The 20,492-nt window shown below is 67.7% G+C and carries 18 protein-coding genes; 8 read left to right on the top strand and 10 right to left on the bottom strand.

Annotated elements, in window-relative coordinates:
- Positions 1-42 precede the first annotated feature (42 nt).
- Together KHO22_RS25980 and KHO22_RS25975 are read left to right on the top strand one after the other, a co-directional pair.
- A complete protein-coding gene (locus KHO22_RS25980) occupies positions 43-795 on the top strand; it encodes a response regulator transcription factor (RefSeq protein ID WP_211950046.1) in 753 nt (250 codons plus the stop codon).
- Entirely contained in the window at positions 795-2,246 is a 1,452-nt protein-coding gene (locus tag KHO22_RS25975) for a sensor histidine kinase (RefSeq protein ID WP_211950121.1), read from the top strand. Before KHO22_RS25980 ends, KHO22_RS25975 begins: the two co-directional genes overlap by 1 nt.
- 70 nt (positions 2,247-2,316) lie before the next feature.
- Here the strand turns inward: KHO22_RS25975 and KHO22_RS25970 are convergent, their stop codons facing one another.
- From KHO22_RS25970 to KHO22_RS25950, 5 genes are all read right to left on the bottom strand, one after another.
- Positions 2,317-2,760, bottom strand: coding sequence for a phosphate-starvation-inducible PsiE family protein (locus KHO22_RS25970; RefSeq protein WP_211950045.1), 444 nt, complete (start codon positions 2,758-2,760; stop codon positions 2,317-2,319).
- Positions 2,761-2,926: 166 nt separating this feature from the next.
- Positions 2,927-3,283: a DUF2880 domain-containing protein gene (locus tag KHO22_RS25965; protein ID WP_211950044.1), complete on the bottom strand. Its 357-nt coding sequence runs from the start codon at positions 3,281-3,283 to the stop codon at positions 2,927-2,929.
- A gap of 64 nt (positions 3,284-3,347) precedes the next feature.
- Positions 3,348-4,532, bottom strand: a complete 1,185-nt coding sequence (locus KHO22_RS25960) for an MFS transporter (protein WP_211950043.1) — start codon at positions 4,530-4,532, stop codon at positions 3,348-3,350.
- Between the two features lie 157 nt (positions 4,533-4,689).
- Positions 4,690-5,283 carry an acyloxyacyl hydrolase gene (locus tag KHO22_RS25955; protein ID WP_230427026.1) on the bottom strand — a complete coding sequence of 198 codons (594 nt, stop codon included), beginning with the start codon at positions 5,281-5,283 and terminating at the stop codon, positions 4,690-4,692.
- 383 nt (positions 5,284-5,666) lie between these two features.
- On the bottom strand, positions 5,667-7,418 hold the full coding sequence (locus KHO22_RS25950) for a methyl-accepting chemotaxis protein (RefSeq protein ID WP_211950041.1): 1,752 nt from the start codon (positions 7,416-7,418) through the stop codon (positions 5,667-5,669).
- A gap of 300 nt (positions 7,419-7,718) precedes the next feature.
- Here KHO22_RS25950 and KHO22_RS25945 point away from each other — a divergent pair, with 300 nt between their 5' ends.
- The 3 genes from KHO22_RS25945 to KHO22_RS25935 all read left to right on the top strand — a co-directional run bounded on the left by KHO22_RS25945 (position 7,719) and on the right by KHO22_RS25935 (position 9,888).
- Complete coding sequence (locus KHO22_RS25945) at positions 7,719-8,072, top strand: hypothetical protein (protein ID WP_211950040.1); 354 nt, start codon at positions 7,719-7,721, stop codon at positions 8,070-8,072.
- Between the two features lie 262 nt (positions 8,073-8,334).
- Positions 8,335-9,561, top strand: coding sequence for an MFS transporter (locus KHO22_RS25940; RefSeq protein WP_211950039.1), 1,227 nt, complete (start codon positions 8,335-8,337; stop codon positions 9,559-9,561).
- A gap of 144 nt (positions 9,562-9,705) precedes the next feature.
- On the top strand, positions 9,706-9,888 hold the full coding sequence (locus tag KHO22_RS25935) for a hypothetical protein (RefSeq protein ID WP_211950038.1): 183 nt from the start codon (positions 9,706-9,708) through the stop codon (positions 9,886-9,888).
- A gap of 87 nt (positions 9,889-9,975) precedes the next feature.
- On the opposite strand, the gene KHO22_RS25930 is transcribed toward KHO22_RS25935, so the two are convergent.
- The 5 genes from KHO22_RS25930 to KHO22_RS25910 all read right to left on the bottom strand — a co-directional run bounded on the left by KHO22_RS25930 (position 9,976) and on the right by KHO22_RS25910 (position 17,282).
- Positions 9,976-13,092 (bottom strand): efflux RND transporter permease subunit, encoded by a 3,117-nt coding sequence (locus tag KHO22_RS25930; RefSeq protein ID WP_211950037.1) that lies wholly within the window; start codon positions 13,090-13,092, stop codon positions 9,976-9,978.
- Between the two features lie 5 nt (positions 13,093-13,097).
- Positions 13,098-14,258 (bottom strand): efflux RND transporter periplasmic adaptor subunit, encoded by a 1,161-nt coding sequence (locus KHO22_RS25925; protein ID WP_211950120.1) that lies wholly within the window; start codon positions 14,256-14,258, stop codon positions 13,098-13,100.
- A 2-nt stretch (positions 14,259-14,260) separates the two neighbouring features.
- Positions 14,261-15,628 carry a TolC family protein gene (locus tag KHO22_RS25920; protein ID WP_211950036.1) on the bottom strand — a complete coding sequence of 456 codons (1,368 nt, stop codon included), beginning with the start codon at positions 15,626-15,628 and terminating at the stop codon, positions 14,261-14,263.
- A 191-nt stretch (positions 15,629-15,819) separates the two neighbouring features.
- Positions 15,820-16,254: a cobalt-zinc-cadmium resistance protein gene (locus KHO22_RS25915; protein ID WP_211950035.1), complete on the bottom strand. Its 435-nt coding sequence runs from the start codon at positions 16,252-16,254 to the stop codon at positions 15,820-15,822.
- A 176-nt stretch (positions 16,255-16,430) separates the two neighbouring features.
- Positions 16,431-17,282, bottom strand: a complete 852-nt coding sequence (locus tag KHO22_RS25910) for an amidohydrolase family protein (protein ID WP_211950034.1) — start codon at positions 17,280-17,282, stop codon at positions 16,431-16,433.
- Positions 17,283-17,383: 101 nt separating this feature from the next.
- On the opposite strand from KHO22_RS25910, the gene KHO22_RS25905 reads away from it, so the two are divergent.
- The 3 genes from KHO22_RS25905 to KHO22_RS25895 all read left to right on the top strand — a co-directional run bounded on the left by KHO22_RS25905 (position 17,384) and on the right by KHO22_RS25895 (position 20,255).
- On the top strand, positions 17,384-18,166 hold the full coding sequence (locus KHO22_RS25905) for a GntR family transcriptional regulator (RefSeq protein ID WP_211950033.1): 783 nt from the start codon (positions 17,384-17,386) through the stop codon (positions 18,164-18,166).
- 80 nt (positions 18,167-18,246) lie between these two features.
- On the top strand, positions 18,247-19,197 hold the full coding sequence (locus KHO22_RS25900) for a tripartite tricarboxylate transporter substrate binding protein (RefSeq protein ID WP_211950119.1): 951 nt from the start codon (positions 18,247-18,249) through the stop codon (positions 19,195-19,197).
- Positions 19,198-19,265: 68 nt separating this feature from the next.
- Positions 19,266-20,255 carry a Bug family tripartite tricarboxylate transporter substrate binding protein gene (locus tag KHO22_RS25895; protein WP_211950032.1) on the top strand — a complete coding sequence of 330 codons (990 nt, stop codon included), beginning with the start codon at positions 19,266-19,268 and terminating at the stop codon, positions 20,253-20,255.
- Positions 20,256-20,492: the final 237 nt, after the last annotated feature.

Genomic DNA, 20,492 nt, shown 5'->3' with positions numbered 1-20,492 from the left:
CGACCACTCCTGGCCTGTCGACGATCGACCGGCGAACCGCTCATGGAACACCTCAAACGCATTCTGCTCGTCGAGGACGACGTTGGCATCGCCAACGTGCTGGCCATGCATCTGCGCGATGAGCGCTACGAGGTCGTCCACAGCGCCGACGGTGCCGAAGGCCTGCGGCTCCTGGAACAGGGCGGCTGGGACGCGCTGGTGCTGGACCTGATGCTACCCGGCGTGGATGGCCTGGAGATCTGCCGGCGTGCGCGCGCCATGACGCGCTACACGCCGATCATCATCACCAGCGCGCGTTCCAGCGAAGTGCATCGCATCCTCGGCCTGGAGCTGGGTGCCGACGACTACCTGGCCAAGCCATTCTCCGTGCTGGAACTGGTGGCGCGCGTCAAGGCGCTGCTGCGGCGCGTCGAGGCGATGGCCAGGGACGTGCGCGCCGACGCCGGCAGCCTCGAACTTGGCGGCCTGACGATCGATCCGCTGGCGCGCGAGGCCACGGTCGACGGGAAGCGGCTCGACCTGACGCCTCGCGAGTTCGACCTGCTGTACTTCTTCGCGCGCCATCCCGGCAAGGTGTTTTCGCGGATGGATCTGCTCAACGCGGTGTGGGGCTACCAGCACGAAGGCTACGAGCATACGGTGAACACGCATATCAACCGGCTGCGCACCAAGATCGAAGCAGACCCGGCGCAGCCGCAGCGCATCCTGACGGTGTGGCGGCGCGGTTACCGGTTCGCGGCCGAGCCCGGCGCTGTCGGCCCGGTCGGCCCGGTCGGCGGCGCGGGAGAGCCATGATGAATCTTTCGCTGACCCAGCGGCTGTCCGCAGTCTTCGCCGCCCTGCTGCTGGCCTGTTGCGGCGCGTCGGCATGGCTGCAGGTCCGCTCCAATGCCATGCACGAGAAAGAAGTGGTGCAGGGCTTGTCGCGCGGGCTGGCGGCATACATCGGCCGCAATGCGCTGCTGGTCGACCAGAGTGCACTTGACCCCGTGGCATTGCGCCAGTTGTTCGGGCAGCTGATGGTCCTGAATCCGAGCGTGGAAGTCTACCTGCTCGACGATGCCGGCCGCATTCGCGGCCACGATGCGCCGATCGGACACCTGATCCGGGACCGTGTGGATCTGGCGCCGGTGAAGGCACTGATCGATGGCGGCGCGCTGCCCATCCTCGGCGAGGATCCGCGCAGCGCGACGGCCCGCAAGGTCTTCAGCGCGGCGCCGCTGCGGCAGGGTGGCTACATCTACGTGGTGCTGATGGGCGAGACCCACGACAAGCTGGCGGCGCAGGCGACAGAGAACTCCGTGTTGCGGACCACGCTGTGGTCGATGGCGCTCGTGGCGGCACTCGGCCTGGTCGCGGGCCTGGTCGCCTTTGCGCTGATCACCAGGCCGCTCCGGCGGCTGACGCAAGCGATGCGGCAGTTCAATTCCGGCGGCGTCCCGCAAGCCGCGGTGGCGGCGCCGGAGCAGCGCGACGAGATCGCCGCGCTGGAGACCGCGTTCCGCCAGATGGCGGATCGCATCGAAGCGCAGTGGCGCACATTGACGCAGCAGGATCAGGAGCGCCGCGAGATGGTCGCCAATATCTCGCACGACCTGCGCACGCCGCTGGCGTCGCTGCACGGCTATCTGGAGACGCTGTCGCTCAAGGCCGACAAGCTCGGTCCCGAGGAGCGCCAGCGCTACCTGGCGATCGCGCTGGCGCAAAGCGTCAAGGTTGGCGGCCTCGCGCAGTCGCTGTTCGAACTGGCGCGGCTGGAACACGGCATGGTGCAGCCGGCTCCGGAGGATTTCTCGATCGTGGACCTGACCCAGGATGTGCTCGAGAAGTTTGCACTGCCGGCGCAGGCCAAGCATCTGCAACTGCGCGCGGGTCTGCCCCCGGCCTTGCCGGCCGTGACGGCGGACCTCGGCATGATCGAGCGCGTCATGACCAATCTGCTCGACAACGCCATCCGGCACACGCCCGCGGAAGGCGTGGTCGAAGTCGACCTGGCTTATCGGGACGGCAAAGTGGCGGTGACCGTCAGCGACAACGGGCCCGGGATTCCGCCGGCGCTACGCGAGTCGCTCTTCCAGCGCCCGTTCCCGTCGGGCGGCGCGCACCGGGGCGGCGGGCTGGGGCTGCTGATCGTGCAGCGCATGCTGCAGCTCAACCACAGCCAGGTAAGGCTGGTCGAAGGCGCCAGCGGAACAACCTTGTGCTTTGAGTTGCGCGTGGCTGGCGTGCCGAAATCGATCGGTTGAGAAGCGTGCTGTGGCTGGCGATGAGACGGACCTATTCCTTGCCAGCCAGACCAGGCCTGAATTCCCGGCCTTAGTCCGTAGATGGCGGCGCCTTGAATCGAACCAGGAAGTAACCGCCCGTCAGCGCCAGCACTACCGTGGCCACGCCGATGAGGGAAGCGCCCGCCATGTGCTCCACATCCAGATTGATCACGTGGCGGCCGACGGCGATGATGGCCACGGCCAGGATGGTTTCCAGCCGGACGCGGTGCGATTTGAAATACACGCGCAAGGTTTCCATCAGCTCGAGCCCGAGAATGATGAGCAGCACACCGGAAAAGGCTGTCTGCACCGACTTCATGAGTTCCGGAACGGTATCGATGCTGCGAACGCGCTCAACGAGATCGGAGGAAAACATGACCCAAAGCTGGATGACCATCGCCAGGATTACTGCCATCAGCAGGATCTGAGCGGCCACCAGAACGCTTTGTTCGAACCAGTAGGTGATTTTCGAGGTGAATTTGCCTTCTTGCATGGCCGATTCCTTGTCAAAAGCGGACATTTCAAGATACGCGTCGCGCGTAGGCGTGACTTTGCACCTGCCGCCCCTGAGTTAGCATTTGGTGCCATGCGGCGATCAGTGCGCCCTGATATCTGCCTTTGAACCCACATCACGCCAACGGCACGGGGCGCGCGTTGCGCTATTCGGGCAGCCGGACCTTGGTCACGACGAACCGGTCGCCCGGCGCCCGGATCACGTCGCATTGAACCTTGGCCTTGCGCTGGGCGCCGTCGGCTCCCATGTACTCGACATCAGCCACCACGCTGTAGGCGTCTTCGGCGACCTTGCGATAGGTGCTGCCATCCCACTTGAAGTGGTCGGGATTCGGCAGTTTTTCCCGCACCGATTTCCTGCAGGCCACCGGCGCGCCCGGGGCTTCGTCCTTGCCGCGCGGCCTTGGCATCTCGAGATCGGCGGCCAGCGCCGTGCCGGCAGCCAGCAGCAGGCCGGCCGCCGAAAGCGCTGCACGGGTTCGGCGGGACAAGACGAGCGTCATGGAGATCTCCTGAACAGGTGGGAGCGCCACATTTTACGCGGGGGCGCCCCGGCCGTGCTCCCGATCAGGCATCTCCGCTCGCCGGGCTGACGGCCAGCAGCGGCAGATTGCGGATCACGAACAGCACCAGCAGCACGGCCGCGACACCCCACGCCGCCGCCGGCAGCCATGGCAGCCAGGCGGCCACCGCGGGCAGCCTGGCCGTGCCGGACGCGACCATGGCAATGCGCACGGAAGCCGCCAGCGCCGCCAGCGCAAACACCAGTCCGGTGAGCTTGCCCTCGCGGCCGACATGGCCGGCGTCGATCGCGGCGCTGGCCGCGGCACTGAACACCACGCCCCACAGCCCTCCCGCCACGCATTGCGCCGCGAGCAGCCAGCCCAGCGAGGGCGCCATGGCAATGCCGGCCAGCACCAGGCTGCCCAGCACCGTGGCAGCCATGAGCACGAACTGGATCGGAAACCGTCCGCGCGGCAGCCACGCGGGCAGCAGCACGCCAAGCGCAAAGCCGATCCAGAAAGCCGGCATCACGCGCACGAGGTCGGCCTGCTTCACGAACTTCAGGTAGGCCGGCGCGGCATTCACCGTGCTATGGACCTGGAAACCGAGCGCCAACAGGAATACGGCGGCCAGCAGCAGCCACACCATGACAATGCCGCCGGCGCGCCCCGTGTTCGGCGTCGCGACCGGCCGGGGACCCGCGTGGCGCTCGACCCACTGCAAGGCGAACACGGCGGCAACCAGGCCAAGGCTTGCCGCAAGAAACGGCAACGCCGGCGCAAGCCCGCGCATCCACACGGTGAGCATGGGCGCCAGCGCGGACGCCAGCCCCACGCCAAGCAGCGAGCACCCGACCAGGAAGGCGGGCGCCGAGGTCCGCAGCCGGCGCGCGATGATCACCATGGGCGGGGCCCGCAGCGCCGAGGAGGTCGCCGCCCAGCACGCGGTGAGCGCGAGCAGCATCGGCGGAGACGCGGACTTCGCCAGGCAGGCGAAGGCCACGGCCGAAACGACGGTCGCGGCGAGCACCCATCCGCCAAGCCGGCGCATGGCATCGGCCACCCGGTCGGCGGCGATGCCGAGCGCGCAATCCATCAGGACGAAGATGGCCTGGTCCATCAGCAGGATCCAGGCGACCTTCGCGGCCGGCAGGCCAGCCTGCGCGGCCAGCGCGGGCAGGAACGCCACGTAGAGCGTCCATGTCACCGCGAGCATGAACTGCACGGAAAACAGCGCCAATGCCTGCATGTCTGCCTGCCGGGATCCGGTCTCAACCGCACGTCAGCCGCACGGTCAGCCGCACGGTCGCGCCGTGCGGCGCGCAGACGGCTGCGCACGCCTGCGCGGGCAGCCGGCATGGCGGCGGCGGCCGGCCACCATGCCTGAACAATACTTGCTGACGGCCTCAGAAACGAGCCGAATACTGGAGCAGGAGGAAGTTGATGCCGGGGTTGGGCTCCTTGATGCCCGCGTTCGAATAATGCTGCAGTCGCAGCGCAAGCTCCGAGTCCAGCGCGTCGCCAAAGCGATAGCCGACGGCCACGCGGTCGCCGAACTGGAACGCGGTGGAAAAGACCTTGTCATCCGAAAGGTGCGTGCGCGACAGCGCATGGACGCCAACGCCGGCCTCCAGGAAGACGCCACTGGACCCTGCGCCCTGCAAGCGCAGGATCGGCGTCAGGCCAAGATCGCCCAAGGCATTGCCGCCACCGCCATGTGGGTTCCAGACGCCTGCCGACGCTTCTATCCCCAGGCGCAGGCGCAACGATTGCGACGACGTGGCCCAGAGGTCGTGCTTCAAATCCCAGCGGGCTTCCAGCCGCGCCATGGCGGCATCATTGCCGGCCCCGACCGCCGCGCCCAGGCGCACCGGCTCGAACCATGGCCCGGCGTGCGACACGCCACTGGACAACGCGGCGGACACGGCGACGGCAACCAGCGCGAAACCGCGTACGCCGCGGCGGGACAGGAGGCAAGGCGGGGGAAGGCGGCTGGGCATGGCGGTGTGGAGGAATTCGGGACAATGGGGCATGGCGACCGCGCATCGAGGGATGCACTGAACCTGCCACCGCGCCGCATTATGCAGTGTTCGCCGCACCGCAAGAAGTCACATGGATTGCACACTGTGTTTCGTTTTTGGAACAATTCGTGCGCTGGCTGATGTCCGGCTGGAACGCGTCCCGAGGTGCACCTCGACATAGCCAAGGTGGGAGCGAAAAAAGAGCCCTCCATGCGGAGGGCTGTGAAGTCGGGGGGTGTAGCAAGATGCCACGTGAGAGATTCTAGGGATCCGCCATCAGGGCAAAGCCTCGAATAGTTGCTGCTGCCTTGCCTTGTTTGCACGTTTGCCACGGCACTCCACCGGATCGCGCCGGCGGCGGGTCAGAAAGTCTGCCAGTCGTGGCCGGCGTCATTGCCAGCGTCACGACCGGCATCTTCGGCACGTGTCGGTCGGGGAGCGGCCGCGGCCGGTCGCGCTCCCGCCTGCACCTTGCCACGGCTTGCAGCTTCCGTTGGCCTGGCGGCTGCCCCCGATGCGCGCGATACCTGCGCCCCGCGCGGTCCATGGCCCGCACCTGCCCCGCCCGCCCCGGCAAGCCGGAACACGGAGACAGCATCGGCCATGGCATTGGCCTGCTCTTCCAGCGACTGCGCGGCCGCCGCCGACTGCTCCACCAGCGCGGCGTTCTGCTGGGTGCCCGAGTCGATCTGGCTGATGGCCACGTGCACCTGCTCCACGCCCTGGCTCTGCTCGCCGGACGCCACGGAAATCTCGCCCATGATGTCCGAGACCTGCTGGATGGCGCGGATCACTTGCCCGACAGTCTGGCCAACTTCTCCGGCCTGCGTCGACCCGTCCCGGACCATGCCGGCGGAGGATTCGATCAGCTCCTTGATCTCCTTGGCCGCGGCCGACGAACGCTGTGCCAGCGCGCGCACCTCGCCCGCCACCACGGCGAATCCGCGCCCCTGCTCGCCCGCTCGCGCGGCCTCGACCGCTGCATTCAGCGCGAGGATATTGGTCTGGAATGCGATGCCTTCGATCAGCGTGGTGATGTCCGATATCCGGTCCGAACTGCCGCTGATGCGGGCCATGGTCTGCACCATGGCCTGCACCGCCGTGTTGCCGGCATGCGCCAGGTCCCTGGCATTGCCGGCCAGCGTATTGGCCTGGGCCGCATTGTCGGCATTCATGCGGACAGTCTGCGAAATCTCCGCCAGGCTGGCCGCGGTTTCCTGCAGCGAAGCCGCCTGCTGCTCCGTGCGCGCCGACAGGTTCATATTGCCGCTGGCGATTTCGCGCGAGGCCACGCGCACGGCTTCGCTCGACACCTGGATGCCCCGCACGGTTTGCGCGAGCTGGCGGCTCATGCGTGCCATGGCGTCCAGCAGCAGTCCGAACTCGTCGCGCGAATGGCTCTCGATCTGCTGGTCGAGGTGTCCGGCGGCAATCTCGTCGGCAATCGCCACGGAACGGCGCAGTTGCCCCATGATGGTCCGCTGGAGATGGTATGACGCCGCCACCGATACCAGCAGGCCAAGCGCGATCAACACCCCCGTCGTCCATAGCGCCGTGCGCGACTGCGCAAGACTGCTGCGGTTATAGTCCGCGGCCTGATCAAGGTTGACCTCCACACTGCGCGTGATCAGCTCGCCGACCTTGTCGCCCGCCGCGACGAGCTCGTTCTCCTGCAGCCGGGCCGCCGCGGCATGGTCGCCGGCATCGAGCAGACGGATCTCCTGCGCGACCAGGTCCGCGAAGCGGCCAAGCGCGGCGTCGAGCGCATCGGCCACGCGTCGCTCGTCCCCGGACGTGACCCGGGCGGGATAGTAATCCCGCCAGCCCTTCTGCATCTTCGCGCGATGCTCCTGGACCAATGCCATGTCTGCGCTGGTTGCGCCCTCCGATGTCGCGCGGATTTTCCAGAGCAGGCGGCGGATATGGAGCTGCGCCACGCGTACCTCCGCCAGCTGGCCGATGGCCACGGTGTTCTGCTCGTACGCGTTGTGCATGTTCTGGTTCAGGCTGGCGATGGTCTGCAGGGCGAACAGCCCGATGCCCAGCATCAGCGCAATACAGACGGCGAACACCAGGAGGATTCTGAACCTGATCGTATGGATGAACTGACTCATGGCGGAAACTTGAATTGCCGGCTTGGTTAAACCCCGATACTCCCGGCCCGCATGCCTGTGCGGGCGCGGTGCGCGCCTTGTTGGAAATTGCGCGGCGCGGTCTTTCGGGTCTTAACGGCAGCGGGTCACCGGATGTAATCGCCGGCGCCATGATCGTTGATGCGCCGCAAACTACGGCCTTGCAGACCCGCAGATTCGAGTGTCCGCTAGCGAACAGTCTGGCATTGTCCAGGCCATCAAGATGCACCTTACCGTCGTCCGGCGCGCGCCGGGCGTTAGAGGCTCTCACGGAGGCCCGCCATGTTCAGGAAATCCATGCTGACCGGCAAGCTGCAGGCTTGCACCGGAGACGCCGCGGTGCCGACCCACGAGGCCGCCGCGCCGGACGCCGTTCCCGATCAGTTTTCGCGCAGCCTGAAAACCCAGGGCGATGCCATGGTGCAGTACGGCGCGCGCCTGCTGGTGCTGCGCGAATTCCTGGCCGCGTTGTGCGCCGGAATGCCGGCGGAACGCCGCGACAGCGTGGAAAGCGCCTTCCGCAGGCGCGTCGACGACCTGCTGTGCATGACCGACGACCGGCAGTTGCCCGAGACCTTCCACACCACGCTGCTGGCCGAGATCAACTACTACCTGGGCGAGCTGAAACGGCACTGACCGGCAGGCGCGCCGGATCATCCGGCGGCCCGGATGTCCGAATCGCGCGGGCCCTGGTCGTCCGGCGCATCTCCCGTTCCCGCTCCCCCGCCCGAACCGTGGCGACTGGCCGCCTGCACGGCTGCCGCATCAGTGCTAACCTGCCGGCCACTGCACGCTGCCTGCACCCGCCCCCCGGATGCAGAGATTGCGCCGGCGCCACTTCGAACGGGCGCGGGAAGTACCAGAACCGGCACCCGCTGCCGCCCAGTTGAAGATCGCCATGACCGTCCAGTCCGCCACCGGCGGGGCCACCGCATCGGGCACGCACCCGATCGAGCCGCCGAAGTCCGTCCCCGCCTGGGTGATACCGTTGCTGGCCGCCGCCTGCGGCATTACCGTCGCCAACCTGTACTTCGCCCAGCCACTGGTGGGGCCGATTGCGGCGGCGCTTCAGCTGTCGCCCGGTTCGGCGGGACTGATCGTGACGCTGGTCCAGGCCGGCTACTGCCTCGGGCTGCTGTTGCTGGTACCGCTGGCCGACCTGGTGGAAAACCGCCGCCTGGTATGCCGGCTGCTGGCCGGCAACGCCGTGGCGCTGACCGCTGCCGCCTTTGCCTCGCACGCGGTCACCTTCCTGCTGGCAGCCTGGCTGATCGGGCTTTGTTCCGTGGCCGTGCAGGTGCTGGTGCCGTTTGCCGCCCACCTTGCGCCCGACCACGCACGCGGACGCGCGGTCGGCAGTGTCACCAGCGGCCTGCTGCTGGGCATCATGCTGGCCCGCCCGATCGCCAGCATCGTGGCCGATCTCTGGGGCTGGCACGCCATCTTCGCCCTGTCGGCCGTGGTCATGGCACTGTTGTCGTTCGTCCTGGCGCGTCGCCTGCCCAAGCGCACGCCGCCCCCGGGGCTGCGCTACGCCGAGATGCTGGCCTCCATGTGGCAGCTGCTGCGCACGCAACCGGTCCTGCGCCGGCGCGCGGCCTACCAGGCCAGCATGTTCGGCGCCTTCAGCCTGTTCTGGACCACGGCTCCGCTCTATCTGTCCGGGCCGGCGTTCGGCCTGTCGCAGCGCGGCATTGCGCTGTTCGCGCTGGCCGGCGTGGCCGGCGCGATCGCCGCCCCCATCGCCGGGCGCCTGGCCGACCGCGGTCGCGGGCGCCGCACGACGGCCATTGCCTTGCTGCTTGGCGCGGCATCGCTCCTGATCGGGCTGGCGGGCACGCCCGGGTCGATGTTTGCACTGGCCATGCTGACCGTCGCCGCCATCGTGCTGGACTTCGGCCTCTCGGCCAGCCTGGTGGTCAGCCAGCGGGCGATCTTCTCGCTGAGCCCCGAGCACCGGGGCCGCCTGAACGGGGTGTTCATGGCCTTGTTCTTCGTCGGCGGTGCGCTCGGTTCCGCACTTGGCGGCTGGGCTTATGCGCACGGCGGCTGGCCGCTGGCCAGTGGCATCGGCTTCGCGATGCCGATACTGGCACTGCTGTACTTCGCCTCCGAACGGCCCTGAACCGGCGCCTTTGGATAATGACCTGAAACAAACTCCGTATTTCCCCGAAGCAAAAGTCTCGCGCCGGCCTGCCGTTATTGTTCCTGCCTGACCGTCGTCCCTCGGGCCAGGCAACCAGGCAACAATTTCCCGGAAAGCCCAGCCATGCCATTTGTCACCAAGAGCGTCGAGATCGAGTACCGCCAGAAGGGCCGCAAGCCGGTCATCAACACCACGGAAGCTGTCGCGTTGTCCGAGCGCCATGCGGACGACCCGAAGGCCATCGTGGCCACGCTGCGGCTGCTGCATCCGCAGTGGGAAGACATCAAGGTGATTTCGGTGTCGTAACCCGCACGGGCGGGCCGTCAAAGAAAAAGGCGCTTCGCGTACCACGCGAAGCGCCTTTGTTCCGATCATCGCGGCAGCATCACCGCATCAGACCGGTACATCCCTGGTCGGGTCCGCCTTTCGGTCGTCGAACCAGCGATACAAGGTGGGCACCATCACCAGCGTCAGCAGCGTCGACGTGATCAGCCCGCCGATCACCACCACCGCCAGCGGGCGCTGCACTTCCGAGCCCGGGCCGGTCGAGAACAGGAACGGCACCAGGCCGAGCATGGCGATGGTCGCCGTCATCATCACCGGCCGGAAACGCTGGGTTGCCCCTTGCACCACCGCCTCATGCAATGACAGCCCCGAATCGCGCAGCGTGCGGATGTACGACACCAGCACCACGCCATTGAGCACCGCCATGCCCCACAGCGCGATAAAGCCCACCGACGCCGGCACCGACAGGTATTCGCCGGTGACGAACAAGCCGATGATGCCGCCGATCGAGGCGAATGGCAGCACCGTGATGATCAGCGTGGCGAAACGCAGCGAGTTGAACAGCAGGAACAGCAGGAAGAAGATCGCGGCGATGGTCACCGGCACGATGATCTTCAGGTGGCCCATGGCGCGTTCCATGTTCTGGAACTGGCCGCCCCACTCGAGGTAATAGCCTTCCGGCAGCCTGACCTTGGCGCCCGTGGCCTGCTGCAGCTCCGCAACGAAGCCGCCGAGGTCGCGGTCCTTCACATTGATCATGACCACCACGCGCCGCTTGGCCATTTCGCGGCTGATCTGCGCGGGGCCGTCGTTGACCTCGATCTTCGCCACGCTCTGCAGCGGCACCTGGATGCCGTTGGGCGTCGACACCAGCAACTGGCGGATGGCCTGCACATTGCCGCGGAACTCCTCCGGCAGGCGCACGGCCGCGGCAAAGCGGCGTTCGCCCTCGAAGATGTCCGTGGCGCGCTTGCCGCCGATCGAGATCTCGATGATGTCGTGGATGTCCGACACGTTGAGCCCGTAGCGCGCAATTGCCTGGCGGTCGATCTCGATCGACAGGTACTGCTGTCCCGACACGCGCTCGATGCGGATGTCCTGCGAGCCCTGAATGCCGCCCGCGACACGCGCGATCTCGCCCGCGAGTTCGCGCAGCTGGTCGAGGTCGTCGCCGAACACCTTCACCGCCACGTCCGAACGCACGCCGCTGACCATCTCGTCGACGCGGTCCGAAATCGGCTGCGCCATCACGATCTGCACGCCGGGGATGGCCTTGAGCTTGTCGCGAATGGCGTTGGCGATGTCATCCTGGGACCACCCGTCGGGCCACTCGTCGCGGTCCTTGAGGCTGGCGATCGGCGTCGATTCGTTCTGGCCCTGCGGATCGGCCGGGCTTTCGCCACGGCCCACGCCGGACACCACCGACTTCACGCCGGGCACGCTCAGCACCAGCTTGTTGGCCTCCTTCTCCAGCTTGACCGATTCTTCCAGCGAGATGTTCGGCACCCGGTCAATGGCCGGCACGATCGAGCCTTCCTTCATCTCCGGGATAAAGGAAGTGCCCAGCAGCGGCACGATGGCCAGCGTCAGCACGAAGGCCCCCACCGCGCTGATCACGGTCTTGCGGCTGTTGCCCAGCGCCCAGTGCAGCAGGCGCAGGTAGTGCCGCTTCATGAAGGCGATCAGCCTCGTGTCATGCTCGGCGCCGCCCTTGAGCAGGTAGGAACTCAGCACCGGCGACAGCGTCAGCGACAGGAACAGCGAGATCGCCAGCGCGATCGAGATCGTGAACGCCAGCGGCGCGAACATCTTGCCTTCCATGCCCGACAGCGTCATCAGCGGCAGGAACACCAGGATGATGATGCCCACGCCGACGACCACGGGCGTGGCCACTTCCTGCACGGCCTTCACCAGGATCTCGGTCTTGGTCAGCCCCGGCTCCTTGTGGCCGAGCCGCTCGAACGCGTTCTCGACCACCACCACCGAGCCGTCCACCATCAGGCCGATCGCGATCGCCAGCCCGCCCAGCGACATCAGGTTGGCCGACAGCCCCATCCGGTTCATGACGATGAAGGTCAGCAACGGTGTCAGCACCAGCGTGGCGAGCACGATGACCGAAGAGCGCACGTCCCCGAGGAACAGGAACAGCACGATCACGACCAGCACCACGCCCTCCAGCAGCACCTTGGTCACCGTCCACAGCGCGGCATCGACCAGCTCGCTGCGGTCGTAGTACGGCACGATCTGCAGCTTGCCGGGCAGCATGCCCTTGGCGTTGATCTCGGCGACGCGCGCCTTGACCCGACTTACCACTTCCTTGGCATTGCCGCCGCGCATCATCATGACGATGCCGCCGACCGCCTCGGTCTGGCCGTTCTTCACGAGCGCACCCTGCCGCACCTCATGTCCGATGGTGACGGTGGCCACGTCGCGCAGGTAGACCGGCGTGCCGGCGACTTCCTTCAGCACGATGCTGCCCAGGTCGTCCACGCCCCTGGCCAGGCCCACGCCGCGGATCAGGTACTGCTCGGCGTAGTGCGGCAGCACGCCGCCGCCGGAGTTGGCGTTGTTGCGCGCGAGCGCCTGGTAGACCTGCTGGATCGAGACATCGTAGTGGCGCATGCGCTCCGGGTTGACCAGCGCCTGGTACTGGCGCACGTAGCCGCCCTGCGAGTTGATCTCGGCCACGCCGGGGATCGAACGCAGCAGCGGGCGCACCACCCAGTCCTGCGCGATGCGGCGCTCGGCCAGTTCTTCCTGCGTCAGCTCGCGGTTGCCGTCGTCGGAGCGGTCCAGCGTGTACTGGTAGACCTCGCCAAGGCCGGTCGAGACCGGCCCGAGCACCGGCGTCACGCCTTCAGGCATGCGTCCGGACACCTCGATCAGGCGCTCCATGACAAGCTGGCGCGCGAAGTAGACGTCCGTGGCATCGGTGAACACGAGCGTGATCAGCGACAGGCCCGCCTTGTTCAGCGAGCGCATCTCTTCCAGCCCGGGCAGGCCGGTCATGGCCATTTCCACCGGCACGGTGACAAAGCGCTCCACCTCTTCCGGCGAACGCCCGGTGGCTTCGGTGGCGATCTGCACCTGCACGTTGGTCACGTCCGGGAATGCATCGACCGACAGCTTGGTGGCCGCGCGCAGGCCGAAGAAGAACAGCACCACGGCAAGCACGCACACCACCAGCCGCTGCTTGATGGCGGCTTCAACCAGGGATTTCATCATGGTGTTCAGCCCTGTTCGAGACGCTTGCGCTCGTTATCGAGATGGAACGCGCCATCCACCACCACGCGGTCGCCGGCCTTGACGCCATTGAGCACCACGCGCATGCCATCGCTCTCCGCGCCCAGCTTGACGCGCGTCTGGCGGAACTGCCCGTCGGCCATTTCGACGTAGACCAGCTCGTCATTGCCTTCGCGCACCACCGCCGACGCCGGCACCACGAGCTGTTCAGCCGGCTTGCTGGCGATCAGCATGCTGGCGAGCATGGCCGGCTTGAGACGGCCCTCGCGGTTCTCGACTTCGGTGCGGACCAGCACCGTGCGCGATTGCGGATTCACTGTACGGCCCACATAGATCAGCTTGCCCGTAATGGTCTGGGCGCCCTTGCCATTGGCCAGCGACGGCACCTCGATTTCCACGCTCTGCCCTTCGGCCACCTGCGCGGCCTGCTGCTCGGGCACCTCGGCCACCACCCACACGCGCGACAGGTCCGCCACGGTGTAGAGCGCATCGGCCGGCTGCACGACCTGGCCCTGGGCAACGTTGCGTTCGACCACGGTGCCGCTGATGCTCGAATACACCGGCGAGTGCGAGTTGATCGTGCCGCCCCTGGCCAGCTCGGCAATGGCGGCCGGCGACATGCCCAGCACGCGCAACTGGTCGCGATAGGCGCGCATCTCGGCGGAGGCAATGGCCAGCTCGCTCTGGCGGCGCTGCAGTTCGCCGCGGCCGATCACATCGGCGGCGTACAGCTGCTGCGCGCGTTCGGCATTGCGGGCCTGCAGTTCGTGCTGCGCCTCGCTTTTCAGGAAGGCCATCTGCGCAGCGCCCAGTTCGGTGCTGTGCAGGCGGGCCAGCACTTGGCCGGCCCTGACCTCCTCGCCCAGGCTCGCGTAGAGGTCGGTCACGCGCCCGGTCACGCTGGCGCCGACGCGCGACACGCGCTGCTCGTCGAAATCGATGCGTCCGGCCACGCGCAGCATCTCGCTGAACGGGGACGTGGCAAGCGGCGCCACCTTCAGCGACTGCATCAGGCCGGCTTCGGGCCTGACCACGCCGGGCGGCAGCCTGGGCGCTTCGGTGGCCGGGACAGGCTCCTTCGAGCAGCCCGCCAGGGCAAACACCATGACGGCGGCGGCCGTCAGCGAAAGCAGGAAATTGGGACGCATGGTCATTGGTTCTGGATGGTGGAGGACGGCAGGCCCGCGGGCATGGTGCCCGGCGCCGTCGACATGAGCTTTTCGATCTGGATGGCGGCGACCTGCAGGTCGAACTGGGCGGCGATCAGTTCATTGCGCGCGCCACGCAGCACGCGCTGCGCATCCAGGTAGTCCAGGATGCCGCGCTCGCCGAAGCGGTACGCCGACTCGGCCACGTTGAGCGCCGATTCGGCCTCGCGCACGATGCCGGATTCGAGCGCGGTCACCTGCGACTGGGTGATCTCGTACTGGCGGTAGGCGGTTTCCAGCTCCTGGGCCAGCTCGAATTCACGCGCTTCCAGCGCGCTGCGGGCCTGCGTGGCCTGGGCCGTGGCCTCGCCCACCGGACCGCTGCGGCGGTCCCACAGCGGAATGGTCAGCACCAGGCCGATCTGCGACACGTTGTTGTCCGGCTGGCGGTCCGTGCTCGCGCGCACGGCCACTTCCGGCCAGCGCAGCGAGCGCTGGTAATCGACGCCCAGCCGCGCGCGCTCCAGTTCCATGCGGCGCTGGGCCAGTTCGGCATTGCTCGCGGTCATGGTGCCGCGCAGTTGCGGCAGCGGCGGCACCTCTGGCGCGCGGCCCAGGCTGCCGTCCAGCGCGAACTGCGCCGGCATCGCGCCGCCGACCTGCTGGCGCAGCGCGGCCTTGGCCTGGTTCACGCGCAGCTCGGCGGTCTGCTGGCTCTTCTGCGCCGCCAGCAGTTCGGTCTCGGCCTTGATCAGTTCATAGCGCGGGGCCTCGCCCACCTCCACGCGCAGGCGCGCGCGGGAATGGATCTGGCGCGTCATGGCCAGGTCCTCGGACGCCGCCTGCAGTTCGCTCTCGCGGCGCAGCACTTCGAAGTAGGCGGTCTTCACGCGCGCGGCAAGCTCGGCGCGGAAGCCCTGCCGCACCGCCTGCGACGCTTCCAGGCCGCGCGTGGCCATGTCTTCGCGCAGGCTGCGCTGGTGCGGATAGTCCAGCTTCTGGGTGATGGCGTAGGTCGGCGCATTGCCGCTGGTGACGCCGGGCTGCTTGCCCTGCAGGCGGCCGTACATCACCTCGACCTGCGGGTTCGGATAGGCGCGCGCGCTGGTGATGGCGGCATTGGCGGCGTCGACATTGGCCTGTGCGGCCTCGACCCCCTTGTTGGTGGATTGCGCCATCCCCAGCAGGTCGTGCAGGCCGTAGGACGGACCGACGGGAGCGGAGGGAGGGGCGGAGGGCGCGGGCGCTGTGTTGCCGGCGGCGAGGACGACAGCGGCCGGCGGGCGCACGTCGTCGCTGGCATGCGCCGGCATGGCGGCGAACGCCACCAGCGAAAGCGACGCGATCAGGGTCAGCTTGGTGTTTGTCATGAGTCGGGAAAGCAAGCGATGCGGCTGCCTGCGCCACGCCGCGACCCCGCCCTCGCGCATGCAACGCAACGCAAAAAGGCGGACGGCCGCAGCGGACTCAGCCGGCTAGCGCAGAGGCGCGCCGGGAAGTCGGGCCAGGCAATGGGACGCACCCCGGACGCGGCAATGCCGCGCACCGGGCGCGAAGAGGATCAGGCGAGGGAAATCGGCGGCTTGAAGAAAGCCGTGGCGGGTGGCGCGATGCGCCCGGAGGGCGCCTGCCAGAAATCTTCCGCGGGCAGCACGAGCTTCGCGGTCGGCAGGTCGAACAAGGCGCTGGACTCTTCGATCTCGTCCAGCAGGTCCAGCGGATCGAGCAGGTCCGCCGACCAGATATTGCAGTAGCCGGGTGGCGGGTCGTCGATGGCGTCTTCGTCGTGCAGGCCGTCATCGCCGGGGGCGATCACCCGCCCCATCTCGTCAACGGACGGCAGCGCCGCGACTTCCGTGACCTTGTCGGGCACGGCGGCAGCCCGGGCGGCCACCGCGGCGACATTTCCCTGCAAACCCGCGTGCGCGTGCGCCGCCGCTCCAAAGGAGAGCAGCGACAGGCACAGGGCAGTCAGCAGCAGGAAAAGAAATCGCATGGGTCGGGGGCGTTCAGCAGGGCCTGATACCGCACTTCGCAAAGGAAGCGCCGGCCGTGCTGCAGGACAACATTGTAACTTAACGATTACGATTGACCCGGCATGGGCCGGTTCGTTCCCTTCGGAACGGGTGAGAGCAGGGCTTCGTGGGAAAGCGCATGAAAGACACGGAGGCCCTAAAAGTCGAACCCGTAGAGCGCCGCCGCGTTCCGCCAGCGTAGCGACTCGGCAAACCCGCGGTCATCCGATCCCTCGCCGCCGGCACCTGGCTCGCACGGCCAGCCGAACAACGCCGCGCATTCATCGGCGCGGGCCGCGGACTCATGATTGGTCCATGGCCAGTCACTGCCCAGCAAGAGCCGGTCATGCCCCACCGTCCGGCCCCATGCCCTGGCGAGCGCACGCCAGTCGGCTCCGGGCAGCAGCCGGTACGGAGCACTCAGCTTCACCCAGACCTGCCGGCGCGCCAGCATCCGTGCCGCCACATCGAAGACGGCGTCGCGCAGACCGTCTTCACCGGGCCTGCCAAAGTGGTCCAGCACGACGGGTGCGGGGCAATGCCCGAGCGCGGCGTCGAGCCCAGCCAGCAGCGCACCGCCCTGCCCGTTCCCGGTATGCAGCTCCACATGCCAGCCCAGCGCGGCAACCCGCGCGAACAGCGCGCGCCACGGCGCCGTGCCGATGCGTGCCCAGTCCGGGTCATCGAATAGATTGAGCCGGATGCCACGCACGCCTGCCGCGCTCATGTCGGCCAGCGCCTCGTCCGAGACCGACGGATCCACCACGGCGACGCCGCGCAGCCGTCCCGGCAGGGCTTGCAGCGCCGCGAGCAACGCGGAATTGTCCGTGCCAAGGAAACTGGTCTGGACAACCACGCCGCCGCAGGGTTCTCCCATCGGTGCCAGCAGTAGCTGCCAGTCCTCGATGCGCGCTGCGTACGCGGGCCGATAACGGGCAGACGGCATGCCGGCCCCGGCGTCGAACAGGTGAAAGTGGCAATCCACCAGCGGCATCGCACTGCGCATCATCGTCAGCCTTCCTCGCATGCGGGTAAGCCCGGATATGGTCCCGGGCGACCCGCAGATAATCTCTAGTCCTCTAGATGACATCAATTTAACACGGACACCAGATGCCAGACAACGACCCGCTGCACCGTGCCGCAACCGCCCCCGGCGTCAGCCGCTATGGCCGGATTGCGGCGCAGTTGCAGCGCAAGATCGTGGCCGGCGAGTGGCTGCCGGGTGCCGCCATTCCCGCCGAGAACACGCTTGCCGCCGAATTCGGCATGGCGCTGGGCACCATCCGCCAGGCCATTGCCGTACTGGTGCAGGAAGGCCTGCTGGAGCGCGTGCAGGGCAAAGGCACCTTCGTGCGCAACGGGCTCACGGGCGCCAGCATGATGCGGTTCTTCCGCTTCCGGGCCGATGCAGGGGCACCGGGCAGCTTGGCCACGGGCACCGAACCAGGCCTGGCGATTCCGCGTTCCGAGATCCTGTCGTGCCGCGCGGCGCGGCTGGACCAGGGCATGGCCGCCCTGTTTGGGCTCGGTGCCGGCGCGCGCGGCCTGGCGATCTCGCGGCGGCGCTGGCTCGATGACAAGCCGCGCCTGCTCGAATCGATCTGGCTGCCGCTGCCGCGCTGCGAGCCTTTGCAGCGCCTGCCCAAGGCCGAATGGGGCGACCTGCTCTATCCGCTGCTGGGCTCGCAGTGTGGCATCACCATCCATCGCGCCGAGGACGAGGTGACCTTCCGCACGCTGGATACCGACGAGGCCGGCCTGCTGGAACTGCCTGACGGCCACCCCTGCGCACTGGTGACGCGGCGCGCCTACGACCTGCAAGGCCACTGCGCGGAGTACCGGCTGACAAGGGGCGATGCCTATGCCTTCCGCTACCAGGCGGACATCCGCTGACGTCCATTGCCCAGAAAAATGAGTCCATTGAAGTGGAGACCAGCTTGAAGCATTCGACAACACGCATTGCAGGGGCCGTGATGGCCACCGTGCTGCTGACCCCTGCCCTTGCGCAGGCCACGGAAACGGCCGCGCAATGGCCGAGCCGGCCCATCACCATTGTCGTGACCTACCCGCCGGGCGGCGGCGCCGACCTGATGGCGCGACTGATTGCGCCCGGGCTCGGGCGCGAGCTCGGCCAGTCCGTCATCGTGGAAAACCGGCCCGGCGCAGGCGGGCAGATCGGCGCCTCGTACGTTGCCAAGGCAGCACCGGACGGCTACACGCTGATGGTCGACGCCTCTTCCTACGCGGTGAATCCGAGCCTGTATCCGCGCCTGCCTTATGACCCCGCCAGGGCCTTCACGGCGATTGGCGTGCTGGCGCGCTATCCCAATGTGCTGGTCGCCACGCCGGGATTCCCCGCGCACTCGGTCAGGGATGTCCTGGCCATCGCGAAGCAGAAGCCGGGCACGGTGGCCTTCGCCTCGTCGGGCAACGGCTCGGCCCAGCACCTGTCCGGCGTGCTGTTCGAGCAGCGCGCTGGCGTGGACCTGCTGCACGTGCCCTACAAGGGCGGCGGCCCGGCCATGACGGACGTCATCGCGGGCCAGGTGCCGCTGTTCTTCGCCAACGTGGCATCGAGCCTGCAGCACATCAAGGCCGGCAAGCTCAGGCCGCTTGCGGTGACCAGCCACACGCGCACGCCGGCGCTGCCGTCGGTGCCGACCATGGAGGAAGCCGGCGTGGCCGGCTACGAAGTCTATGAATGGAATGCCGCGTTCGTCCCCGCCGGCACGCCCCAGCCCATTGCCGGCAAGCTGTCCGAGGCGCTGCAGAAAGTCATGAACAGTCCCGACGTGCGCAAGCGCATCGCGGAACTGGGCGGCGAGGTCGTGGCCGCGCCGCCGGCCGAGGCCGCCCGCTATATCGACAACCAGACCCGCCTGTGGGCCAAGGTCATCCGGGACGGCAACGTCAAGCCCGAATAACGTGAGCGCCGGTCACCCACCGCAAGCGCCCAGCCTTCAAGAACCCTCAAGCCTCTCCGGAGAAACGCATGAACCAGTTTGACCCCGTCCGCCGAGACGTCCTGAAGCTCGCCGCCGCGCTAGGCGCCGGCGCCCTTGCGCCTGCGCTCGCGCGGGCGCAGGCGTGGCCCGCCAAGCCCATCCGCCTGGTCGTGCCGTTCGCGCCCGGTGGCAGCTCCGAGATCGTAGCGCGCTCGACCGCCGCCGAACTGACCCGGCTGCTTGGCGTGTCGGTGTTCGTGGAGAACAAGCCCGGCGGCGCCGGCAACGTCGCCATGGGAGAAGTGGCGCGCGCCGACGACCAGCACACGCTGATCCTGGGCCATATCGGTACGCTCGCGGTGAATCCCTACATCTTCGCCAGGCTGCCCTATGACCCGAACAAGGACTTCCGCCCGGTGTCCCTGCTGTCCAAGGTGCCGAGCCTGTACGTGATCCATCCCGACGTGCCGGCGAAGAACCTGAAGGAGTTCATCGCGCTGGCCAAAAGCAAGCCCGGCAAGCTCAACTACGGTTCGGCCGGCAATGGCAGCGCGGGCCACCTTGCCTTCGAGTACCTGAAGGCCGCCAGCGGCACCTTCATTACCCACGTGCCGTACCGCGGCAGCGGTCCGCAGATCACCGACCTCCTGTCCGGCAGGCTCGATGCGGCAGCGGTTGGCGCGCCGGCCATCCTGCCGTTCATCAAGGCTGGCAAGCTGCGCTGCATCGCCACGGGCACGTCGCAGCGCATTCCGCAGCTGCCCGATGTCGGCACCGTCGCGGAACAAGGCTACCCGGGCTTCGAGATGACGCAGTGGTACGGTCTGCTGGCCCCGGCAAGTCTCGCGCAGCCGGCCGCCGACAAGCTCGCCGACGCCGCGGCCAAGGCGGTAAAGAGCCCGGCGTCGACCCAGCGGCTGAGCGCCGATGCCGCGCTGGTGGTGGGCAGCACGCCGCAGGAATTCGCGCATTTCATCGCCCAGGAACAACAGCGCTGGAAGCCGATCATCGCGCGCGCGCAGATCAAGCCGGACTGATTTTGAATGGGGCGGGTGTGTTGGCGCACTTTTGGTGATGACTGGCTCATCATTCTTGGCAGGCGCCGCTGTTTCGCCGGCGTAGCCGGTTGGTTTTGATTGGCGTGTCGTTCTTGGCAGGCGCCCCTGTTTCGCCGGCGTAGCCGGCGACCTACTTCTTGTCCGAGCGACAAGAAGTAGGCAAGAAACGCGTCGCCTGAGCGGCTGGCTATCAACGATGCGCTTCTACTGTTCAAC

The sequence above is a fragment of the Cupriavidus yeoncheonensis genome (assembly GCF_905397275.1).
GTDB lineage: Bacteria > Pseudomonadota > Gammaproteobacteria > Burkholderiales > Burkholderiaceae > Cupriavidus > Cupriavidus yeoncheonensis.
Note: the sequence above shows the minus strand (reverse complement) of the source record. Positions and strands in the feature narration are given on the sequence as shown.

Bases quoted from the DNA above. Each gene is read 5' to 3' on its own strand.
- KHO22_RS25910 (WP_211950034.1), bottom strand. From the start codon at position 17,282: ATGATGCGCAGTGCGATGCCGCTGGTGGATTGCCACTTTCACCTGTTC.
- KHO22_RS25940 (WP_211950039.1), top strand. From the start codon at position 8,335: ATGACCGTCCAGTCCGCCACCGGCGGGGCCACCGCATCGGGCACGCAC.
- KHO22_RS25905 (WP_211950033.1), top strand. From the start codon at position 17,384: ATGCCAGACAACGACCCGCTGCACCGTGCCGCAACCGCCCCCGGCGTC.
- KHO22_RS25980 (WP_211950046.1), top strand. From the start codon at position 43: ATGGAACACCTCAAACGCATTCTGCTCGTCGAGGACGACGTTGGCATC.
- KHO22_RS25930 (WP_211950037.1), bottom strand. From the start codon at position 13,092: ATGATGAAATCCCTGGTTGAAGCCGCCATCAAGCAGCGGCTGGTGGTG.
- KHO22_RS25915 (WP_211950035.1), bottom strand. From the start codon at position 16,254: ATGCGATTTCTTTTCCTGCTGCTGACTGCCCTGTGCCTGTCGCTGCTC.
- KHO22_RS25950 (WP_211950041.1), bottom strand. From the start codon at position 7,418: ATGAGTCAGTTCATCCATACGATCAGGTTCAGAATCCTCCTGGTGTTC.
- KHO22_RS25975 (WP_211950121.1), top strand. From the start codon at position 795: ATGAATCTTTCGCTGACCCAGCGGCTGTCCGCAGTCTTCGCCGCCCTG.
- KHO22_RS25900 (WP_211950119.1), top strand. From the start codon at position 18,247: ATGGCCACCGTGCTGCTGACCCCTGCCCTTGCGCAGGCCACGGAAACG.
- KHO22_RS25970 (WP_211950045.1), bottom strand. From the start codon at position 2,760: ATGCAAGAAGGCAAATTCACCTCGAAAATCACCTACTGGTTCGAACAA.
- KHO22_RS25965 (WP_211950044.1), bottom strand. From the start codon at position 3,283: ATGACGCTCGTCTTGTCCCGCCGAACCCGTGCAGCGCTTTCGGCGGCC.
- KHO22_RS25935 (WP_211950038.1), top strand. From the start codon at position 9,706: ATGCCATTTGTCACCAAGAGCGTCGAGATCGAGTACCGCCAGAAGGGC.
- KHO22_RS25895 (WP_211950032.1), top strand. From the start codon at position 19,266: ATGAACCAGTTTGACCCCGTCCGCCGAGACGTCCTGAAGCTCGCCGCC.
- KHO22_RS25960 (WP_211950043.1), bottom strand. From the start codon at position 4,532: ATGCAGGCATTGGCGCTGTTTTCCGTGCAGTTCATGCTCGCGGTGACA.
- KHO22_RS25920 (WP_211950036.1), bottom strand. From the start codon at position 15,628: ATGACAAACACCAAGCTGACCCTGATCGCGTCGCTTTCGCTGGTGGCG.
- KHO22_RS25925 (WP_211950120.1), bottom strand. From the start codon at position 14,258: ATGCGTCCCAATTTCCTGCTTTCGCTGACGGCCGCCGCCGTCATGGTG.
- KHO22_RS25955 (WP_230427026.1), bottom strand. From the start codon at position 5,283: ATGCCCAGCCGCCTTCCCCCGCCTTGCCTCCTGTCCCGCCGCGGCGTA.
- KHO22_RS25945 (WP_211950040.1), top strand. From the start codon at position 7,719: ATGTTCAGGAAATCCATGCTGACCGGCAAGCTGCAGGCTTGCACCGGA.